This is a genomic window from Marinimicrobium alkaliphilum, assembly GCF_003259155.1.
Taxonomy (GTDB): domain Bacteria; phylum Pseudomonadota; class Gammaproteobacteria; order Pseudomonadales; family Cellvibrionaceae; genus Marinimicrobium_A; species Marinimicrobium_A alkaliphilum.
In genome coordinates this window covers 306,620-324,909 of the sequence record NZ_QGMQ01000002.1, presented here as the reverse complement: position 1 = coordinate 324,909, position 18,290 = coordinate 306,620, and the positions used below count along the sequence as shown (strand labels likewise).

The window sequence follows — 18,290 nt, the reverse complement described above, 5'->3', positions numbered from 1 at the left end:
TTGGCTTATGTTTGACAAAATTTTGATCGCCAACCGTGGCGAGATCGCGCTGCGCGTTTTGCGAGCCTGCAAAGAGATGGGGATCAAGACCGTCGCCGTGCACTCCCAGGTCGACCGCGACCTGAAACACGTGCGCCTGGCCGACGAGACCGTGTGTATTGGTCCCAACCCGTCGACCAAAAGCTATTTGAATATTCCGGCCATCATCGCCGCCATGGAAGTCACCGATGCCGAAGCCGTACACCCGGGCTACGGATTTCTGTCGGAGAACGCTGACTTTGCCGAGCAGGTCCGCAACAGCGGCTTTACCTTTATCGGCCCCGACGCCGAAACCATCCGCATGATGGGCGACAAGGTCTCCGCCATTAAAGCCATGAAAGTTGCCGGTGTGCCCACAGTGCCGGGCTCCGATGGCCCCCTGCCCTCTAACGATCGCGATAAGTGCCTGGAGATCGGTCGGCGCGTTGGCTATCCCGTTATTATCAAAGCCGCCGCCGGTGGCGGTGGACGCGGTATGCGCGTCGTCCATACCGAAGCGTCCCTGATGAGCTCAATCCACATCACGCAAACCGAGGCCAAAGCCGCCTTCGGCGACGATACCGTGTATATGGAAAAATTCCTGCAAAATCCACGTCACGTGGAAATTCAGGTCATGTCTGACGGCCAGGGCAGCGCTATTCACCTGGGTGACCGTGACTGCTCCCTTCAGCGCCGCCACCAGAAAGTGCTGGAAGAGGCACCTGCACCGGGTATCCCGGACGATATACGAGCGGAAACCGCCCAGGCTTGCGTCAACGCCTGTATCAAAATCGGCTATCGTGGCGCCGGTACGTTCGAGTTTTTGTACGAAGACGGCAACTTCTACTTTATCGAGATGAATACCCGTATTCAGGTCGAGCATCCGGTGTCCGAAATGGTCACCGGCGTGGACCTGATCAAGGAGCAAATCCGAGTGTGCTCGGGTGAGAAGCTTTCCTATAAACAGGAAGATATTGTGATCCGCGGTCATTCCTTCGAGTGCCGGATCAACGCCGAGGATCCACGCACCTTTATGCCCAGCCCCGGCACCATCAAGAACTTTCATGCTCCTGGTGGCCTGGGTGTACGGGTCGACTCACATTTGTACAGTGGCTATACGGTTCCGCCCAACTATGACTCGATGATCGCCAAGATCATTACTCACGGCGAAACGCGTGAAGTTGCCCTGGATCGTATGCGCCAGGCACTGGACGAAACCGTGATCGAGGGTATTCGCACCAACATCCCGCTGCAACAGGATCTGGTCCGCGACTCGGAGTTCCGCAAAGGTGGGGTCAACATTCATTACCTGGAGAAAAAACTCTCCCTGTAACCGGCGCTGACCCGCCCCCAGTCAGACCCTGCGCGCCGCTAGCCTTCTGCTGCCGGCGCGCAGCGTTTTTTGGATACCCAGCTATGCCTTGGCTTCAACTCAAACTCATCACCGGGCGCGATCAGGCACCCGCACTCGAGGACGCGCTGCTCGACAGCGGCTCGGCTTCTGTGACCCTGCAGGACAACGCCGATCAACCCATTTTCGAACCTGCCCTCGGAGAGACGCCCCTGTGGGACACGGTGAGAATCAGCGCCCTGTACCAGGCCGATATCGATATCGCACAGATGACAGGGCTCATTGAGCAGCTTTTGGGAAGCGCACTCCCGGAACATCAGTGGGAACAGCTCGAGGACAAAGACTGGGAGCGGGAGTGGATGAAAAATTACCACGCCATCCGCTGCGGTGAACGCCTCTGGATCTGCCCCAGTTGGCAAACACCCCCAGAGCCGGACAAGGTCAACCTGATGCTCGACCCCGGCCTGGCCTTCGGTACCGGTACGCACCCCACCACGTTTATGTGCCTGCAATGGATCGATCAACAGTCTCTGACCGATGCCACCGTTATCGACTACGGCTGTGGCTCCGGGGTCCTGGGCATCGCCGCATTATTGATGGGTGCGAAACAAGCCGTAGGCGTAGACATCGACCCGCAGGCATTGCTTGCCACGACGGAAAATGCCCGGCGCAACCAATTGCCCGGCGACGCTATGCCGGTGTATCTTCCCGAGCAATGCCCACAAATCTGCGCTGACGTGGTGCTGGCCAACATTCTCGCCGGTCCGTTGGTGGACTTGGCCCCCACACTGCGTGACCTGACCCGCCTCGACGGACGACTGTGCCTGTCGGGCATTTTGGCAACCCAGGCAGATACGGTTGTGGCCGCCTACAAGCCCTGGTTTGAGTTCGAGCCGGTGGCCCAAAAAGAGGAGTGGGTGTGCCTGAGCGCACGCCGTGTGCGTTAGTCGATTTACCCGACGCCCCAGTGGGGCTAAACTGGCGCCTGAATAACGGAACAAATAGGACGGCAAATCCGCCATGAGCACATCCCTGGTCACCCGGTGCCCACGCTGCAAGACCTCGTTCCGCCTCACCACCTCCCAGCTGAGTACAGCCAAAGGGGTGGTTCGGTGCGGCTCGTGCCTGCACGTCTTCCGGGCTCAGGATCACCTCGTGGGTGACAACCGTGCACCCGCACGTGCGGCGCCACCGGGCATACGACCACAAAAGTCCGCCTCCGCGCGCCCGACAGCCGTAAAACGCCCGGCGGCGGCACCCGGGAATAAGCCCGACCTCGGCACCCGCACTGACCAACCGAAACCCCAGCCAACGCGCCCGACAGCGCCACCGGCCAAGGCCGCCGAGCTACCACGCGCCCCCGAGCGCCCGGAAGACGACGAAGACTTCCTGATCAGCGATGACATGGAAAATGGTAAGAGCCGGTACGACGTCGAGCTCAGCGAAGAGTTTTTGGCGATGGATGGCAGCGGCAAACAGACGCGTACCTCGCTGTTCGACCGGGAAATCCAGGAGACTCAGCAAGAGTCCAGCGACGGTGCTGACGAGTCCTGGGCCCTGAGCCTGCTTGACGACGATGAGGATGACGTTCTCGACATCCATAAGAACCCCCAGCCCCTGTCGCCCGCGGAGGGACAGGCGGATTTCATCGCGCCAGAGGAAACCCCCCAGGCGCAACGGAGCCTGGCAGAAGCCCCGCTGGCCCCTCCGAAAGGCAGCGTCAAGGTCACCGGCGATCTCACCCCGCTGTCCGAAGAAAAGACGCAAGACTTTGACTTGAACAACGCGCCCGACGATCGTGCCGCGCTGATCAATCGCATCGAAGCGGCCCCCCTGGAACTGGACTGGCAGCCCACGCGGGGTGCACGACGGCTGATGTGGCCCGGACTCTGTCTGCTGGCAGCCCTGGTGCTGATCACCCAGATCGCCTGGCTACAATTTCACAGCCTGAGCCGTATCGAGCCCTATCGCAGCGTGTACGCCAAAATCTGCCCCTGGCTGGGATGCTCACTGCCCGATTTGATCGATCGCCAGCAGATTCGCGCCTACAATCTGGTGGTGCGCAACCACCCAGAGACCGACAACGCCCTTATTGTGGACGCCATTCTGCTCAACCAGGCCGGATTTGAACAACCCTTCCCCGACCTGGTGCTGACCTTCAGCGATATTCAGGAAAATACCCTGGCCTCACGCCGCTTTAGCCCCGAGGAGTATCTGCGCGGCGAGCTGACTGGGCACCGACTGATGCCCCGCAACCAGCCGGTGCACCTGACCCTGGAATTGGTTGACCCTGGCCCGGAGGCCGTCAACTACCGCGCCTATATCCCCGACTGACGGGAATACCGGTACGCGCACGCGCCAAAACCAACTGACCACAGAACCCAGTGGCGGCCAGGCTTGTACAAATACCAAGCAAAAATAGTGCTCAAAAAAACATCAATTGGGCACTTTTTCGCGTTCCAAAGCGGCCGCCAACAAGGTATCATAGCCAACCTTTTCAGCGGTATTCAGATCGCCCTGTTCGGGGCGAGACAGCAGTAACCATTGACGCAAAGCGGAAACCGTCCTGTGCTCCAGATTGGGCCCTATTGTATTGACAATCAGGTCATACTCGCGCCCATGGCCGGGGTGACTGACCGTCCCTTTCGGCAATTGTGCCGCCGCTTGGGCGCCGGTTTGGCGGTATCGGAGATGGTCACCTCGGACACCGGTCTGTGGTACAGCCGGAAAAGCCAGCTGCGTATGGACCACCGGGGCGAAGCAGGCCCGATCAGTGTCCAGATCGCCGGTGGCGACCCGCAGATGATGGCCGAGGCGGCTTTGCTCAACGCCGCCAATGGCGCCCAGATTATCGATATCAACATGGGCTGTCCGGCAAAGAAAGTCTGCAAAAAGGCCGCGGGTTCGGCACTGCTGAAGGACGAACCACTGGTCTACGATATTCTTCAGGCCGTCGTGGCGAGCGTCAGCGTTCCCGTGACCCTGAAAATCCGGACAGGCTGGTCGCCCGATCACCGCAATGCCGTGACCGTAGCGCGCATGGCGGAAGATCTGGGCATTGCGGCGCTGGCCGTCCACGGCCGTACACGGGCGTGCGGCTATCGGGGCGAAGCGGAGTACGATACCATCGCGCGCGTCGTTGACGCGGTGAATATTCCGGTGTTCTGCAACGGCGATATCGACTCGCCGGAAAAGGCCCGCCAAGCGCTTGAATACACGGGTGCAGCGGCGGTGATGATCGGCCGTGCAGCACAGGGCCGACCCTGGATTTTTCGGGAAATCGATCACTACCTGCAAACCGGTGAGCGATTGCCCGAGCCCCCCCTGAGTGAAATCAGGGACATACTTTGCAACCATTTGCGCGAACTGTCCGCCTTTTATGGCGATGTCATGGGGCCGCGTATCGCCCGCAAACACGTGGGCTGGTACCTGAAGACCCTGGACCAGGGCGATGATTTTCGCAAACAGTTCAACACTCTCGAACATTTGGAAGAACAACATGCCAGCGTTCTGAATTTTTTCGAACAGCTGACCACGCAAGAGGATAAAGCGGCATGAACACAGCAGAAAACTTTTTCGCCGACGGCCCCCAGGCCACGCCACCACAACAAGAACAGGTCGTCGAGACCCAGTCGCTACGCGGCTGCGTTGAGCGCGCAATGGAAAACTACTTCCAGAACCTCGATGGCCAATCGGTGAGCAATGTCTACGAGATGGTCCTGGCCGAAGTCGAAGCCCCCCTGCTCGAAACCGTACTCAAGTACACGCGCCACAACCAGACCCGTGCGGCTCAGGTGCTGGGCTTGAACCGCGGCACCCTGCGCAAGAAACTCAAGCAATACGACCTGTTGTAAACACACAACCACCGATTGTAAGGGGCGAGCCATGACTCGCCCTTTTGTTTTTAACCCGTTTATTCACTGTCGATTGGAATACCCCACACCATGTCCAATAGTACCAACCTTGTCCCCGTCAAGCGTGCGCTGATCAGCGTCTCCGATAAATCCGGCATTGTGGAATTCGCTCAGGCGCTGCACAGCCAGGGCGTTGAAATTCTGTCCACCGGCGGCACTTTCCGCCTGCTCACCGATGCCGGCATCCCGGCCATAGAAGTCTCGGATTACACCGGCTTTCCGGAGATGATGGATGGGCGGGTCAAGACGCTGCACCCGAAAGTGCACGGCGGCGTCCTCGGCCGACGCGGCCAGGACGACGCGGTGATGGCCGAGCACGGCATCAAGGCGATCGACATGGTCGTGGTCAATCTTTACCCCTTCGAACAAACTGTGGCTAAACCCGATTGCACCCTTGAGGACGCGGTGGAGAACATCGATATCGGGGGCCCCACCATGGTGCGCGCCGCCGCCAAGAACCACGCCTGGGTCAATATCGTGGTCAATGCCAGCGACTACCCGGCGATCATCGCCGAGATGAAAGCCAACCAGGGATCGACCTCACTCGACACCCGCTTCGACCTGGCCATCAAGGCGTACGAGCACACTGCCGCCTACGACGGCGCCATCGCCAACTATTTCGGCCGCAAAGTGCCCGGTGGCAACGCCGACTTCCCGCGCACCTTCAACAGCCAGTTCCACCAAGTACAAACCCTGCGTTACGGTGAGAACTCTCACCAGAAAAGTGCTTTTTACGTCGAGAAGAACCCGGCAACAGGCACCATCGCAACAGCCCAACAGTTGCAAGGCAAAGAACTCTCTTACAACAATATCGCGGACACCGATGCCGCCCTGGAAACCGTCAAACTCTTTGACGCGCCTACCTGCGTGATCGTCAAACACGCCAACCCTTGCGGCGTCGCGAGTGCCAACACCCTCAAAGAGGCCTACTTGCGTGCCTTCGATACCGATCCCGAGTCCGCTTTTGGCGGCATCATCGCCTTTAACCGCGAGCTGGATGCGGACACCGCCCAGGCGATAGTCGAGAAGCAGTTTGTCGAAGTGATTATTGCCCCCCGTGTCGCCCAGGGTGTCAGCGAGATTGTCGCCGCCAAGAAAAACGTCCGCCTGCTGGTGTGCGGTGACTGGGGCCAGGCAGCCGCTGACTTTGACTACAAGCGTGTCTCCGGCGGCCTGCTGGTTCAGGATCGGGACAACGGCACCGTCGCTGCCAGCGACTTGAAGGTAGTGACCAAGCAGGTGCCCTCCGAGGCACAGATGCGCGATCTGCTGTTTACCTGGAAGGTGGCCAAAATGGTCAAGTCCAACGCCATTGTTTACGGCAAGGACGGCGCCACTGTGGGCGTGGGCGCCGGACAGATGAGCCGGGTCAACTCGGCGCGCATTGCCGGCATCAAGGCCGACCATGCCGGGCTGGAGGTGAAGGGCTCGGTCATGGCTTCCGATGCTTTCTTTCCGTTCCGTGACGGTATCGACAATGCCGCCGCTGCGGGGATTGCGGCGGTGATTCAGCCGGGCGGCTCCATGCGTGACGACGAAGTCATCGCCGCCGCTGACGAACACGGCATCGCCATGGTATTGACCGGCATGCGCCATTTCCGCCACTGATTGCTTGTGTAGGTCGGATTAGCCCACAGGGCGTAATCCGACAATAACACTACGGCCTGTGCCTCCCCACAAGCTCCCAACCGAAAGCGCAATTTGACAGGACAAGCAACATGAATGTATTGATTATCGGCGGCGGTGGCCGCGAACATGCACTGGCCTGGAAGGTCGCCCAGAGCGCCGCCGTAGAGACGGTTTTTGTAGCGCCAGGCAATGCCGGCACAGCATTTGAGCCGAAGGTGGAGAACGTCGCTATCGATGTACTCGAGTTCGACAAGCTCGCGCAGTTTGCCCAGGACAACCAGGTCAGCCTGACCATCGTAGGCCCAGAGGCACCGCTGGTTGAAGGTGTGGTCGACTACTTCAGCGAGCGCGGCCTGCCCTGCTTTGGCCCCAGCAAAGGCGCCGCCCAACTCGAAGGCTCCAAGGCCTTCACCAAAGACTTTCTGGCGCGCCACAAGATTCCCACCGGCGACTACCAGAACTTCACCGAAGTCGAGCCCGCCCTCGCCTACCTGCGCGAAAAAGGCGCTCCCATCGTGGTCAAGGCCGACGGACTCGCGGCGGGTAAAGGCGTGATTGTGGCGGAGACGCTGGAGCAGGCCGAGGACGCGGTGCGCGATATGCTCTCCGGCAACGCTTTCGGCGATGCCGGCTGCCGGGTTGTCATCGAGGAATTTCTGAGCGGCGAAGAAGCCAGTTTTATCGTCATGGTGGACGGTAAAAACATTCTGCCCATGGCCACCAGTCAGGACCACAAACGCATGGGCGATGGCGACAGCGGCCCCAACACGGGCGGCATGGGTGCTTACTCACCCGCACCGGTGGTGACTGACGAAGTCCATCAACGGATCATGGACCAGGTCATTCGTCCCACCGTGGATGGCATGGCGGCGGAGGGCAATGATTACACCGGCTTTCTTTACGCGGGCCTGATGATCAGCCCCGACGGTCAACCCAAAGTCATCGAGTACAACTGCCGCTTTGGGGATCCGGAAACCCAACCGATCATGCTGCGCCTGAAATCCGACCTGGCTGACCTGTGCCTGGCGGCACTCGATGGCAAACTCGATAACGCCAAGGCCGACTGGGACGAACGCGCCGCTGTCGGTGTGGTGCTGGCCGCCGGCGGTTACCCGGGCAGCTATCGCAAAGGGGATGTGATTGCCGGCCTGCCCACCGACGAAGTCGCCGGCGAGAAAGTGTTCCATGCGGGCACCACGCTGAAATACGATGAGGCGGTCACCAACGGCGGCCGGGTGCTTTGCGCTACCGCGTTGGGCAACAGTGTCAGCGAAGCGCAACAGCGGGCCTATAAGCTGCTCAAACAGATCCACTGGGATGATGTTTACTATCGCACCGATATCGCCTACCGGGCGATAGCGCGGGAACAGCCATCGTAAAATGACAACGGAGGAAGGGGCGCCCAACAGCGCCCCTTCCAGTCAAATCACAAGTTCCATGATGTCATCATGCCTGCCTGCTTAATGGCGACAATGACAACCTGCAACGAATGGGCAATCAAGTACGCACTGCGCTGCTGCCATAACGCGGGTAGCTCAACAGCTGACCATTGCACTGACTGTACAGTCTATCGAACTCCTCAGCGGTCACCGGCGCACTCGCATAGTACCCCTGCAGTATGTCACAGCCTGCGTTTCTGAGAAAGTCACATGCCTCCGAGGTCTCTACCCCCTCGGCTACAACCTTCATCCCCAGCTTGTGAGCCAGATCTACAGCTGCCTCTACAATATGTATCGACCCCATATCACCAGGAAGCCCACGAACAAACGATTGATCAATCTTTATGATAGAAACAGGGAGCTTGTCCAGATACTGCAATGATGAATATCCCGTGCCAAAATCGTCGATCGAAAGAATAACATTATAGTCAGATAGCTCCGTCAGATTTTCCATGCAGCTCTCAACATCTTCCATAAAAGACGTCTCAGTAATTTCAAGCTCAAGCGATTCACCGCTTACCCCATGGAAATCCAAAAGTTGGTGAACCGTTTTTCCAAAGTCGCGATTCATCAGGTTTCTGGTTGATATGTTCACCGCCATATTCATCCCCGATATTCCGCTCTTTTCCCATACTGAAAGCTGGCCTAGCGCTTGATCAATTGCAAAATGCGTAACCAAGTCAATCAGCGTGCTTTCCTCAGCGCGCGGTATAAACATGTTTGGTGGAATTTTTCCACGAACAGGGTGCGTCCATCGCATAAGCGCCTCAGCGCCATAAATGCAGCCTGTCTTCATAACAATCTTTGGCTGATAGTGCATGGACAGCTGCCCGACATCCAATGCTTGAGACAACTCACCAAGAAGCTCGATATTCTCTCTTACGCTGGCATCATTCTTGGAACTGACAAGTAACATCCCCTGTTTCTTTTTTGCTCTCGACTCTGATGCAATGTACCTGACTTTTTCAATGTATCTGGCAGGATCGTCTGTAACACCATCTAACGAAACCCCGCCAAGATAGATATCGCAATGAAGACGCAGACCACCAAACGCCAAAGGCTCTTTGTAAACGGACCCAAGATTCTTTGCATACTGCGTTACATCAGCCTCCGTGATTTCAGGAAGGACTACCCCAAGGCAATCATGGGCAATACGATAAACTGTCGAACTGCTCCCTAATTCACATCGTGCTACATGTGCCATCTGAGTGATCAGTTGATGTATTGCACTAACGCCGAAATTCATTTCGACTTCATCCGCATTCGACATTACAATCCCCATCAGGAAATGCGAATGCCCTTCTCTCTCAGAAAGCTTGGAAAGGTCTCGTATAGAATCCGCCATCAACGCCCTGTTAGGTAGCCCTGTGGGCCGATCATGCGAGGACTGCCATTTCATTTCTTTAATATAGATGGCTACCCTATCGCTGGCGAAGCCTACAACAAACCCTATAAGTGAGAAAAAACCAACCCTGTAAAGCCAGTTAATGGTGTTTTGCATTTCACCGGTATTTGTGTCGATAGGCATAAGCGGCCCCAAAACAAGACCACCAATCAACCCCGCGAGAATCCCTCCTTTAACACCAAAAAATATAGCGGCCAGGACGATGGGAACGTACATCGAATGGGCAAACACATACCTTACACCGCCCGTCACGTAAACTAAAAAACAAACCCCCAAAATCATTACAGAAATCACTATGACAAGCGGTAATCTTGCTCTTCTTAGCCAATCAATCAGATCAAAGGTCTTTGCAACGCTCATATTTAACCTCACGTTCTCAACGCTTGAACCCTATCCCCCAAAATAGCGCGCGTAAAGCGCGCGGATTTTCTGCTTGATCACTACAGCGGACAAGTACGAACCCAAGGCTGTGTCACAAAATGTACTCGGCATCAACAACAAGTGTGGACGATTTCACACAGCTTGCAAATTCAGGTGACAAAATGGTTGTTTTTTGACCACTGGAAAACCATCAGATTCGTAGACTGAGAGTGACATCGCTATATTGCGCCAGCACCGTTACCAAACTTAACCCAGTCGACACTTCCAATGTCAGAATCTCCACGGCACAATATAGTCCACAAAACCATAACCAACGGAGCCTCAAAATGTTAAAGAAGACTCTTCTAACAATGTTCTGCCTGTTCGGCTTTCTGCTTACCCATGCAACGGCTCACGCCGATCCGCCTCAATTCAATGTGCTGCTGTTCTCCAAGATGGATGGCTTTCACCATAAAGCGGTGAACGAAGGTGTCACCGCCATGCGCAAGCTCAGTCAGAAGCATCACTTCTCCATCGACTGGCACGAAGACTCTGGTGTCTTCACCGACGAACGCCTGGCCCGATATGATGCCGTGGTGTTTCTGCTGACCACGGGCAATATCCTCAATGAAGAGCAACAAGGCGCCATGAAGCGCTTTATTCAGGCTGGCAATGGCTTTGTGGGCATCCACAGCGCGTCTGACACCCATTACGACTGGGAGTGGTACACCAAGCTGGTGGGCCGCATGTTCGTCATCCACCCGCCTATCCAGACCGCGCAACTGGAGGTACTGGACAGCAACTTTCCCGGTATGGAAAGTATGCCCGAGCGCTTCTGGCTGACCGACGAATACTACGAGTTCGGCCCGGAGAAGATCGAAGGCCTCAACTACCTTCTGGCCGTTGACGAGAGCACCTACGACCCCTCCGCCGACTGGGGTCGGGTATCCGGTGACGGCATGGGTGACTTCCACCCGCTGGCCTGGTACCACGAGTACGATGGCGGCCGCTCCTTCTATACCGCCCTGGGGCACGTACCCGCCCTTTACGAAGACGACCTGTTCCTGGAGCACGTCTTCGGTGGTCTGCTGTGGGCTGCCACGGGCAAGGGCATCAGCAAGTAACTCCCCTTGGCCTCCCGGCGGTCGGCTCGGGAGGCCAGTTCACCGACCTTGCCCCCCGCCCCTTTTACCGCCTTATACCCAACCCTTTAGCCGCTTCCGGACCACGTAAACCCGGATCTTGACAAACCATACCGTGTGATACATAGTATTTACTGTGTATCACACAGTACTGGGTATTTCGTGACAACAGAGAGTGAACGGCAAACCAAGCTCACCATGGAGCTGCGTCGGGGAGTGTTGGTCATGGCGGTGCTGGAGGCCCTGGCGGCCCCCCACTATGGCTACTCGCTGCGCCGCTTCCTCGGGGAGAAGGGTCTGGAGGTGGATGAAGGCACCCTCTACCCGCTCCTGCGACGGCTCGAGGCCCAAGGACTGCTCAGCAGCGTATGGGAACTGCAGGAGGGCCGCAAACGCCGGGTATACCGGCGTTCAGGCGCAGGCGACGCCGCACACCAGTCAATGCTCGAAGAATGGCAGTTACTGAATCAGGCACTACACCGTATTGCGGGGAACACACCATGAACTGGTTGGAACGTTATACCTTCGCCGTAAAGGCACATCTGCCGACGGACGTCCGCCAGGATGTGGCAGACGAGCTACTCAGCGACCTCCTGGACGAGCGGGATCACCGGGCCGAATCCCTGGGCCGCGAGCTCACCGATGATGAGACCAAAGCGCTGCTCAAAGAGCGCGGGCACCCACTGCTGGTCGCAGCCAACTATCAACCCCGCCGGGCACTGGTGAGCGAAGAGTTATACCCTCTCTTCCTGCTACTTCTGCGCTGGGTGATCGTCGCCATTGCCGTCGTGCAGATCGGATTGGCAGCGATATCAGTACTTAACCAACCAGAGCAAAACATCGGGCAATCAATCATCCATCTCAGTTGGAACACCCTGCACGCCAGTCTCTATGGCTTCGCTTGGCTGACGTTGATCTTTTATCTGTTCGGTGAATACATCAACCTGACCGATTTCTTCAAAAACTGGAAACCCGAGTCCCTGCCCAGGGTCACGCCGCAAGGTGAATACATCAGCCGCACCGGCTCCGCCATTGAAACGGTCGTCACCGTGTATTTTTTCGCGTGGCTCAACCACATCGTTCCACAGAGTCTGTTTGATAACCCCGTTGGACTGGTGTTTTCCGAACAGTGGCCGAGCCTGTTGCCCTGGATCAACGCTGTGATCATCGCCAGCGTTACCCTAAGCCTCAGCAAGCTGCTATTCCCCTACTGGACACGGCGCAAAATTGCGCTCGATCTGTGCCTCTACATTCCCGCCGTGATCATACTGGCCATCATTTACCAATGGGACAACGCCATAGCGTTGCACATGAACACCGAAGAAGGGATCAGTCAGTGGGATATCGGCCAGGGCGTGATCGGCCCGATTCTGGCTGGCTACATCCTTGTAGCGTCGGTGGATAGCGTGCGAAAACTGCGGAAGTTCAGGGCGATGAAACGCGAGTAACGGCGCAGCCTTTCAAACAGACGTCAGGTAAGGTCATCGTCCTCAAAAACCGGTCGCGATCCCATATAACCTTTACCCTGTAAGACAACGATCAAGACAAACAAGATTCCCAGAAAAACATACATGGATACCTCCGGGAGCTGCCAATAAGCTTTGGCAAAACCAAACACCCCGCCCAGAGCAATAAAAAATGCCAACTGAACAAAAAACGGAAATCTTTCCGCCCCTGACGTCCTCTTAGGGAAAACCATTTTTTGACGTCTGAGCGCGTTTCCGTTCTTACTCAAAGTGCATTCAAACGGGCCTTTGAGTAGGCTGACCATCTTGAGTCTTGTGGCATACTCATCAGCGCCAATCACAAATGTATTGGACGATTCCTTGGCAAAGTTTCTCTGGGACGACACCAGCTCGCCATCAACGTATACTTTCTCCAGACCGGAGAAGGTACTGAACCACGCCTCGATCTTTCGCCCCTCATCCTCGAATGAAAATGAATACCCTTTAATGAAGCTGAATGCCTTTTCCTTGCTCATAGTTCAAATTACCTTGTTACCTGTCCTCAGAGAAAAGCCACAACACACCTGATCGATAGCTATCTGTGCTGCTGGCCGCATGGGTTCCGTCCTCGATGGAGACAAAATTGAGTGCCCACGGCATGCCATCGGCCTCTTTCCAGGCTTCATGCCACTCTAATGCAACTTCCCTCAGGGTTGAAAAATCGCGAGTGCCGCTGGTCACCACCAAACCCAGGTCGTCCCGTGATGCAGAGGCAGCCGGCGAGAAAAACTGTTCACGCTCGGGATCGAACGTCGGGTTACTGGCGATTCGGCCCCAGAACACATCCGGGTGCGTGAACGCGGAATAAAGCACCATATACCCACCCCGGCTCTGACCGAACAGGATGCGCCTTGACGGTTCAGCCCGGTAACGATCCTCCACCTCCGGTATCAACTCGGACTCGAGGAAGTTATGGAAGGCTTCCGCGCCACCCTGCTTCGAGTCATCATCGAGAGATCGCGTAGAAAAGTCATGTCCGCGCCTATTGATGGAACCGTCAAAGGAGCCATAGGCAATCCCCACCACTATCGCTTCCTCCAGTCCCTCGTCGTAGGTGAGAAACAGATGATTGGCCGCCAGAATGGGAAATAGCGAATCGCCATCCAACAGATAAACAACAGGGTAATCGCGATCGCTGGCCGAGTAGCCTTCAGGAAATCGAACGTAGATATGAAATGGCCTACCCACCGACCGGGAGTCAAACCGAAAGTAATCGCCACTCAACGCAGGCAGGTGATCGAGCGGAACTTTGGTAGCACTGCTTCCCGCAACGTCAGGTGACACGTTGTGACAAGATGCCAGAAGAACCATCAGAAGGGCAGCCCCTTGGATCCGGAGCAATTTAATAAGCACTTTGTATTCTCTGTACGCCACTACCCACGCCCCCTTAACCGCTGCAAGAGATTGACGAGCCCCTTGGCCTGAAGACATAGATAAATGCCGATGCCCAATTCAATACAACGCGCCAGCAAGTGGAAGCCGTGATTATGACGCTGAATCTGAGAGTAGTACTCGACCATCGTTGTTGCTTGCCAGAAAAGCGCCAAATTGTGCACCACTTGCGGCAGCGAATAGGAAACAATGTAGACACCCAGCACAGTCAGCGCTGCCGTCTGTAAGGCACTATAGGAAGAATCAGGCGTTGCATCTTCTTGTACGGGCACCTTGGGCATCAGCAGCTGAGCCAGCCAGACTGGCCGAATCACCAGCAACAGTGCCACCGCAAAGTAGAGCGCGACAAGAATGCCAGACACCAGATAGTACGCCGTAAAATCGACGTTCTGTGCGTGATAAATCGGCGCCTGAGAAAAGACTAGCGCAATATTCTGAATACCCTTGAGAAACGCATAAATGCCTACCAGGCGAAGGCCGAGGGCGAGAAATTCGACGGTTTTCATCTATTAACTACCACGTTCTTTCCCTCCAACCCTCGTAAGAGTCTACCAGAGGCTCCCTGGTTACGGTGACATCCTTTCCTTTGATAATCGTTACCGTGATTCTGTCCCTTCCCCACTGAAATACAGGAACCTCATCTCTTACTGCCTCCGCCCGATGACGAGGTCCATGCTCGAAGGTAAAATGAAGCCAGTCTCCGTCATCCCCAAAGAGTGACTCAAACGGATCATCACCCCGGTGCATCTCGTGAGACACCTGCAATGTGCCAAGCTCGATATCCGTCAATTGCGAAATTATGCCATCCGGAACATGAATCCTCTCTGCTCCTCTGAAGATAACGAATTCCTCAACGTCATCCGTCTCTTCGTTTAACCTTATCGTAAACTCCAACGTTCCATAGGGCTGAGGGAGAACCCCACTCATGCTCATTTCATGAGCGTGAAATTCGATGGGCGTAGATGCATTGGCTACGCAACTTAGAAAAATAAGCAAAACAATAGTAATTTTCACCGTGTCACCTGTTTGCACGCTCCCGAATGAAATAACCTTCTTTACAGTGCCAGCGAACCAGCGGACACGCGCCGACGTCGCGACCAATTGCTTAAAGGGTCTGATCGTAAACAATTCCCTTGAGCCTTTCGATATAACGCTTTTCTTCATAACGCCGCAACTGCTCAGAAGCCCCGCAGTTCCCAATTGATCGACGATCGTTATCGATAAATATGACATACGCGCGACCAACCGTCATAGGGATACCACAGTCGCCACCCCCGAATCCCGTACGGACGATTTCCACCTGATTCGGCGATCCTTTTATAACCGTCTCCACTCTTAGCGTTCCTTCTATGTGAGGCCAATCCTCGCCCGACTCCGACTCAACCACTCTTGACGAGACGAGAACACCAACATAAATGTCTCGAGCATCAGAGACATGTCGCTCAAGCGGCGCATGCAGGCAGCTGCATGCCAGAGCAATAGACGGAAAAGCAGCCAAGAAAACGACCCCAAAATACCTGAACATATTAATTTCCTATAATGGTTAATATACAGGCCTGGTTTCCAACGCCAGCAACAGATTCGCACGCTGTTCGCGCACAGCGTCGCGGCTCGGAAAAGAACTCCAGCGTGACGTCCTTGTGCGTCACAACTGACCACCCTTACCTATCAGGCACTGGGCTCAGACCACACAGCAAACCCGTTGCCGCCGGGACCCGACTTTCATCTCGACGCTTTATTCCTCAAATAACTGATAAGCCTTACTCAGAAACGCCGGGTAGAGCGGTTCCCTTTGGTACATATTGATGTAGAAGAGTGCGATCAGGTTTTCCTCCGGGTCGATAATGTACTCTGTGCCGAGCATGCCGCCCCAGGCGTAGGCGCTGTTGGAGACTTCCGGCGCGGGCTTTTTGTCCTCGTGGTAGAGTTCAAAGCCCAGGCCGAAGCGGAAGTCCTCTTCACCCTCTTCCGCCCCAGGCAGGCGGTTGATGGTGGTCATCCGCTCGACGGTGTCCGGTTGCAGTATCCGCTGGCCGTTGAATGTGCCTTTGTTGAGCAACATCTGGGCGAACTTGGCGTAGTCTTCGATGGGGCCGTTCAGGCCGATGGCACCTTCGGCGTAGGTTTGCTCGGAGCTGACGGCACCTTTGATGTACACGGTAGAGCCCGGCACCAGTTCGCCGTCCACGGCGCTGTAGGGCCGCACAAAACGCTCCAGGGCCTCCGGCGCGTAGAACCAATCGGTCTGGTCCATGCCCAGCGGGTCGAGAATGGTTTCCCTGACGTAGTCGCGCAGGGGCTGGCCGGATATCCGCTCCACCAGGTAGCCCAGCATATTGGTGCTGACGTGGTAGTTCCACTGGGTGCCCGGATCAAAGCCGAGGGGGTACCCGGCCATCACCAGCATTTCATCTTCCAGAAAAGGCGCGGCAAAGTTACCACCGCCGGTGCGCTGGCCGCTGATTTGAAATTCGGGCTCCTGGCCGCCGAATCCCAGGGGGGCGCCGCTGCCATCGGTGTCAGCGCGGCGCGCCTCACCGGCCAGACCCGCGTACAGGCCCGAGGTATGGGCCATCAGGTGCGCAAAGGTCATGGGGCTGGCCACGGGTCGGGTTTCATAGCTGCCGTCGTCGTTGATGTGGACCAGCACCTGATCGGAGATGCCCGGGAAGTAGTCGGCCACCGGATCGTGAATGTCCACCAGCCCCTGCTCCACCAGAGTCATAAAGGCCACGGTGGTGACTGCTTTGGTCTGGGAGAAGAGCACATAGTAGTCGTCGAGCGAGGCGGGCACGCGGTTCTCCCGGTCGCGCCAGCCAAAGGCATCGGCGTACACCACCTTGCCGTCTTTGGCGACCAGGGCAGCGACACTGCCGGTTTTATGGTCATCGACATAGGATTGCAGGAGCGCGTCAATCTCGCCAATTTTTTCCGGGGCGATGCCCAGTTGCGTCAGTGTCTGGGAACGATCGAAGCGCTGGGGCGTGTCAGTTGTGGTGTCGGTACGCGTGCAGGCGGCGGCGAGCAGCGCGATGACGAGTGTGGACAGGTACCGTGCGCGCGGGAGTTTCAGCATGACATTTCCTTATAGAGCACTTGCCCGCATCAAGACGGGGCAAAATTATGATTTGTCATATCATACATTCGACCTACCCGGCCCACAACGTCAAACGCGCCCACAGGAAACCAAAACCACTCGATGGTCAGACTTATCAGCCGTGGGTGCGGGCGATATACAGGCAATTGCTCTCTCTGGCCTGGCGGAAAGGGTTGTCGAAATAAACAATCTCGGTGCTCACCGAGGGGAAAACCTGTTCCAGCAGGGCGACAAATTCCGGCTCTGGCAGATCCTGACTCCACATGGCAAAGACGCCGCCGGGCTTGAGCTGTCGGGCCATGGCCACGAGGTTGTCGGGGACGTAGAAGCCCGCGTTGCCCGTGTGCAGAAAAGCGCGAGGGGAATGATCGATATCCAGCAGAATGGCATCGTATTGATGCCCGGGCTCCTGGCTGTCAAAGTCGGAGACCGCGAGCTCGAAAAAGCTGCCGTTGATAAATTCACAGCGAGGATCGTCGCTCAGGGTCTTGCCCAAGGGTACCCAGTGACGCTGATGCCAGTCGATGACCGGCGCCAACAACTCGACCACTTTGACCCGCTGTACCCGGGCGTCCTGCAGGGCCGCCACGGCCGTATGCCCCAGGCCCAGACCGCCGACCACCACATCCAGCGCGTCGCCGTTACAGGCCGCCAGTCCCTGCTCGGCCAGCGCTTCTTCCGCGGCCACAAACAGGCTGGACATCAAAAACTCCTCGCCCAATTTGACCTCGTAGATGGGTGTTGCCCCCAGGGCGGGAATAACACGCCGGCGCAGGGAAATCTCGCCGATAGGCGTGTCGCGACTGTCGAGTTCTTCAAAGAGTTTGGCCATAGGGCGCAGGATACCGTTTTTGTCCGGCTCGTCACAGCGGAATGTTGAGCACGAAAATGCCAGGCGAAAGACCGAACCGGCGTCAGCCCGAGCGTATTCCCCCGTCTGTGACACCAGCGATTTTTTTGGCGCATTATTCCTTTCTTGTGACAGAGGTGCTAATATCCCGTCAAGCCTGCGTTGATTAATGCGCCAGCTTCAGAGGC

At 56.5% G+C, this 18,290-nt stretch carries 18 protein-coding genes; 10 read left to right on the top strand and 8 right to left on the bottom strand.

All coding sequences use genetic code 11. The annotated features are described in order from the left end of the window. Window positions 1-7: 7 nt before the first annotated feature. From accC to purD, 7 genes are all read left to right on the top strand, one after another. Window positions 8-1,351, top strand: a complete 1,344-nt coding sequence (gene accC / locus DKW72_RS04940) for an acetyl-CoA carboxylase biotin carboxylase subunit (protein WP_111641212.1) — start codon at window positions 8-10, stop codon at window positions 1,349-1,351. Between the two features lie 83 nt (window positions 1,352-1,434). Continuing rightward, the gene (gene prmA, locus DKW72_RS04935) at window positions 1,435-2,316 is read left to right on the top strand and encodes a 50S ribosomal protein L11 methyltransferase (protein WP_111641211.1); all 882 of its coding nucleotides are present in this window, start codon (window positions 1,435-1,437) and stop codon (window positions 2,314-2,316) included. A 73-nt stretch (window positions 2,317-2,389) separates the two neighbouring features. Next, complete coding sequence (locus DKW72_RS04930) at window positions 2,390-3,703, top strand: DUF3426 domain-containing protein (protein WP_111641210.1); 1,314 nt, start codon at window positions 2,390-2,392, stop codon at window positions 3,701-3,703. Window positions 3,704-3,937: 234 nt separating this feature from the next. Next, the gene (gene dusB, locus DKW72_RS04925; protein ID WP_111641209.1) at window positions 3,938-4,927 is read left to right on the top strand and encodes a tRNA dihydrouridine synthase DusB; all 990 of its coding nucleotides are present in this window, start codon (window positions 3,938-3,940) and stop codon (window positions 4,925-4,927) included. Continuing rightward, on the top strand, window positions 4,924-5,223 hold the full coding sequence (gene fis, locus DKW72_RS04920; protein ID WP_111641208.1) for a DNA-binding transcriptional regulator Fis: 300 nt from the start codon (window positions 4,924-4,926) through the stop codon (window positions 5,221-5,223). Before dusB ends, fis begins: the two co-directional genes overlap by 4 nt. Before the next feature lie 90 nt (window positions 5,224-5,313). After that, window positions 5,314-6,891, top strand: coding sequence for a bifunctional phosphoribosylaminoimidazolecarboxamide formyltransferase/IMP cyclohydrolase (purH, locus tag DKW72_RS04915; RefSeq protein WP_111641207.1), 1,578 nt, complete (start codon window positions 5,314-5,316; stop codon window positions 6,889-6,891). Between the two features lie 110 nt (window positions 6,892-7,001). Then, the gene (gene purD / locus DKW72_RS04910; RefSeq protein WP_111641206.1) at window positions 7,002-8,291 is read left to right on the top strand and encodes a phosphoribosylamine--glycine ligase; all 1,290 of its coding nucleotides are present in this window, start codon (window positions 7,002-7,004) and stop codon (window positions 8,289-8,291) included. Between the two features lie 118 nt (window positions 8,292-8,409). Here the strand turns inward: purD and DKW72_RS04905 are convergent, their stop codons facing one another. Then, on the bottom strand, window positions 8,410-10,116 hold the full coding sequence (locus DKW72_RS04905; RefSeq protein WP_111641205.1) for a putative bifunctional diguanylate cyclase/phosphodiesterase: 1,707 nt from the start codon (window positions 10,114-10,116) through the stop codon (window positions 8,410-8,412). A 347-nt stretch (window positions 10,117-10,463) separates the two neighbouring features. Here DKW72_RS04905 and DKW72_RS04900 point away from each other — a divergent pair, with 347 nt between their 5' ends. The 3 genes from DKW72_RS04900 to DKW72_RS04890 all read left to right on the top strand — a co-directional run bounded on the left by DKW72_RS04900 (window position 10,464) and on the right by DKW72_RS04890 (window position 12,706). Next, complete coding sequence (locus DKW72_RS04900; RefSeq protein ID WP_111641204.1) at window positions 10,464-11,240, top strand: ThuA domain-containing protein; 777 nt, start codon at window positions 10,464-10,466, stop codon at window positions 11,238-11,240. Between the two features lie 180 nt (window positions 11,241-11,420). Next, window positions 11,421-11,762 carry a PadR family transcriptional regulator gene (locus tag DKW72_RS04895; RefSeq protein ID WP_232522317.1) on the top strand — a complete coding sequence of 114 codons (342 nt, stop codon included), beginning with the start codon at window positions 11,421-11,423 and terminating at the stop codon, window positions 11,760-11,762. After that, window positions 11,759-12,706 carry a hypothetical protein gene (locus DKW72_RS04890; protein WP_111641202.1) on the top strand — a complete coding sequence of 316 codons (948 nt, stop codon included), beginning with the start codon at window positions 11,759-11,761 and terminating at the stop codon, window positions 12,704-12,706. The genes DKW72_RS04895 and DKW72_RS04890 overlap by 4 nt, the downstream gene beginning before the upstream one ends. A gap of 23 nt (window positions 12,707-12,729) precedes the next feature. Here DKW72_RS04890 and DKW72_RS04885 read toward each other — a convergent pair whose 3' ends face one another. From DKW72_RS04885 to DKW72_RS04860, 7 genes are all read right to left on the bottom strand, one after another. After that, window positions 12,730-13,239: a hypothetical protein gene (locus DKW72_RS04885; protein WP_111641201.1), complete on the bottom strand. Its 510-nt coding sequence runs from the start codon at window positions 13,237-13,239 to the stop codon at window positions 12,730-12,732. Window positions 13,240-13,255: 16 nt separating this feature from the next. Beyond that, window positions 13,256-14,047, bottom strand: a complete 792-nt coding sequence (locus DKW72_RS04880; protein ID WP_198411221.1) for an alpha/beta hydrolase — start codon at window positions 14,045-14,047, stop codon at window positions 13,256-13,258. 89 nt (window positions 14,048-14,136) lie between these two features. After that, on the bottom strand, window positions 14,137-14,661 hold the full coding sequence (locus DKW72_RS04875) for a hypothetical protein (RefSeq protein ID WP_111641200.1): 525 nt from the start codon (window positions 14,659-14,661) through the stop codon (window positions 14,137-14,139). A gap of 7 nt (window positions 14,662-14,668) precedes the next feature. Further along, a complete protein-coding gene (locus DKW72_RS04870; RefSeq protein WP_157960394.1) occupies window positions 14,669-15,169 on the bottom strand; it encodes a hypothetical protein in 501 nt (166 codons plus the stop codon). 91 nt (window positions 15,170-15,260) lie between these two features. Then, window positions 15,261-15,680 (bottom strand): hypothetical protein, encoded by a 420-nt coding sequence (locus tag DKW72_RS16330; RefSeq protein ID WP_157960393.1) that lies wholly within the window; start codon window positions 15,678-15,680, stop codon window positions 15,261-15,263. Between the two features lie 210 nt (window positions 15,681-15,890). Then, window positions 15,891-17,231 (bottom strand): serine hydrolase domain-containing protein, encoded by a 1,341-nt coding sequence (locus tag DKW72_RS04865; RefSeq protein WP_111641198.1) that lies wholly within the window; start codon window positions 17,229-17,231, stop codon window positions 15,891-15,893. 136 nt (window positions 17,232-17,367) lie between these two features. Beyond that, a complete protein-coding gene (locus DKW72_RS04860) occupies window positions 17,368-18,084 on the bottom strand; it encodes a polyamine aminopropyltransferase (RefSeq protein WP_111641346.1) in 717 nt (238 codons plus the stop codon). Between the last annotated feature and the right edge of the window lie 206 nt (window positions 18,085-18,290).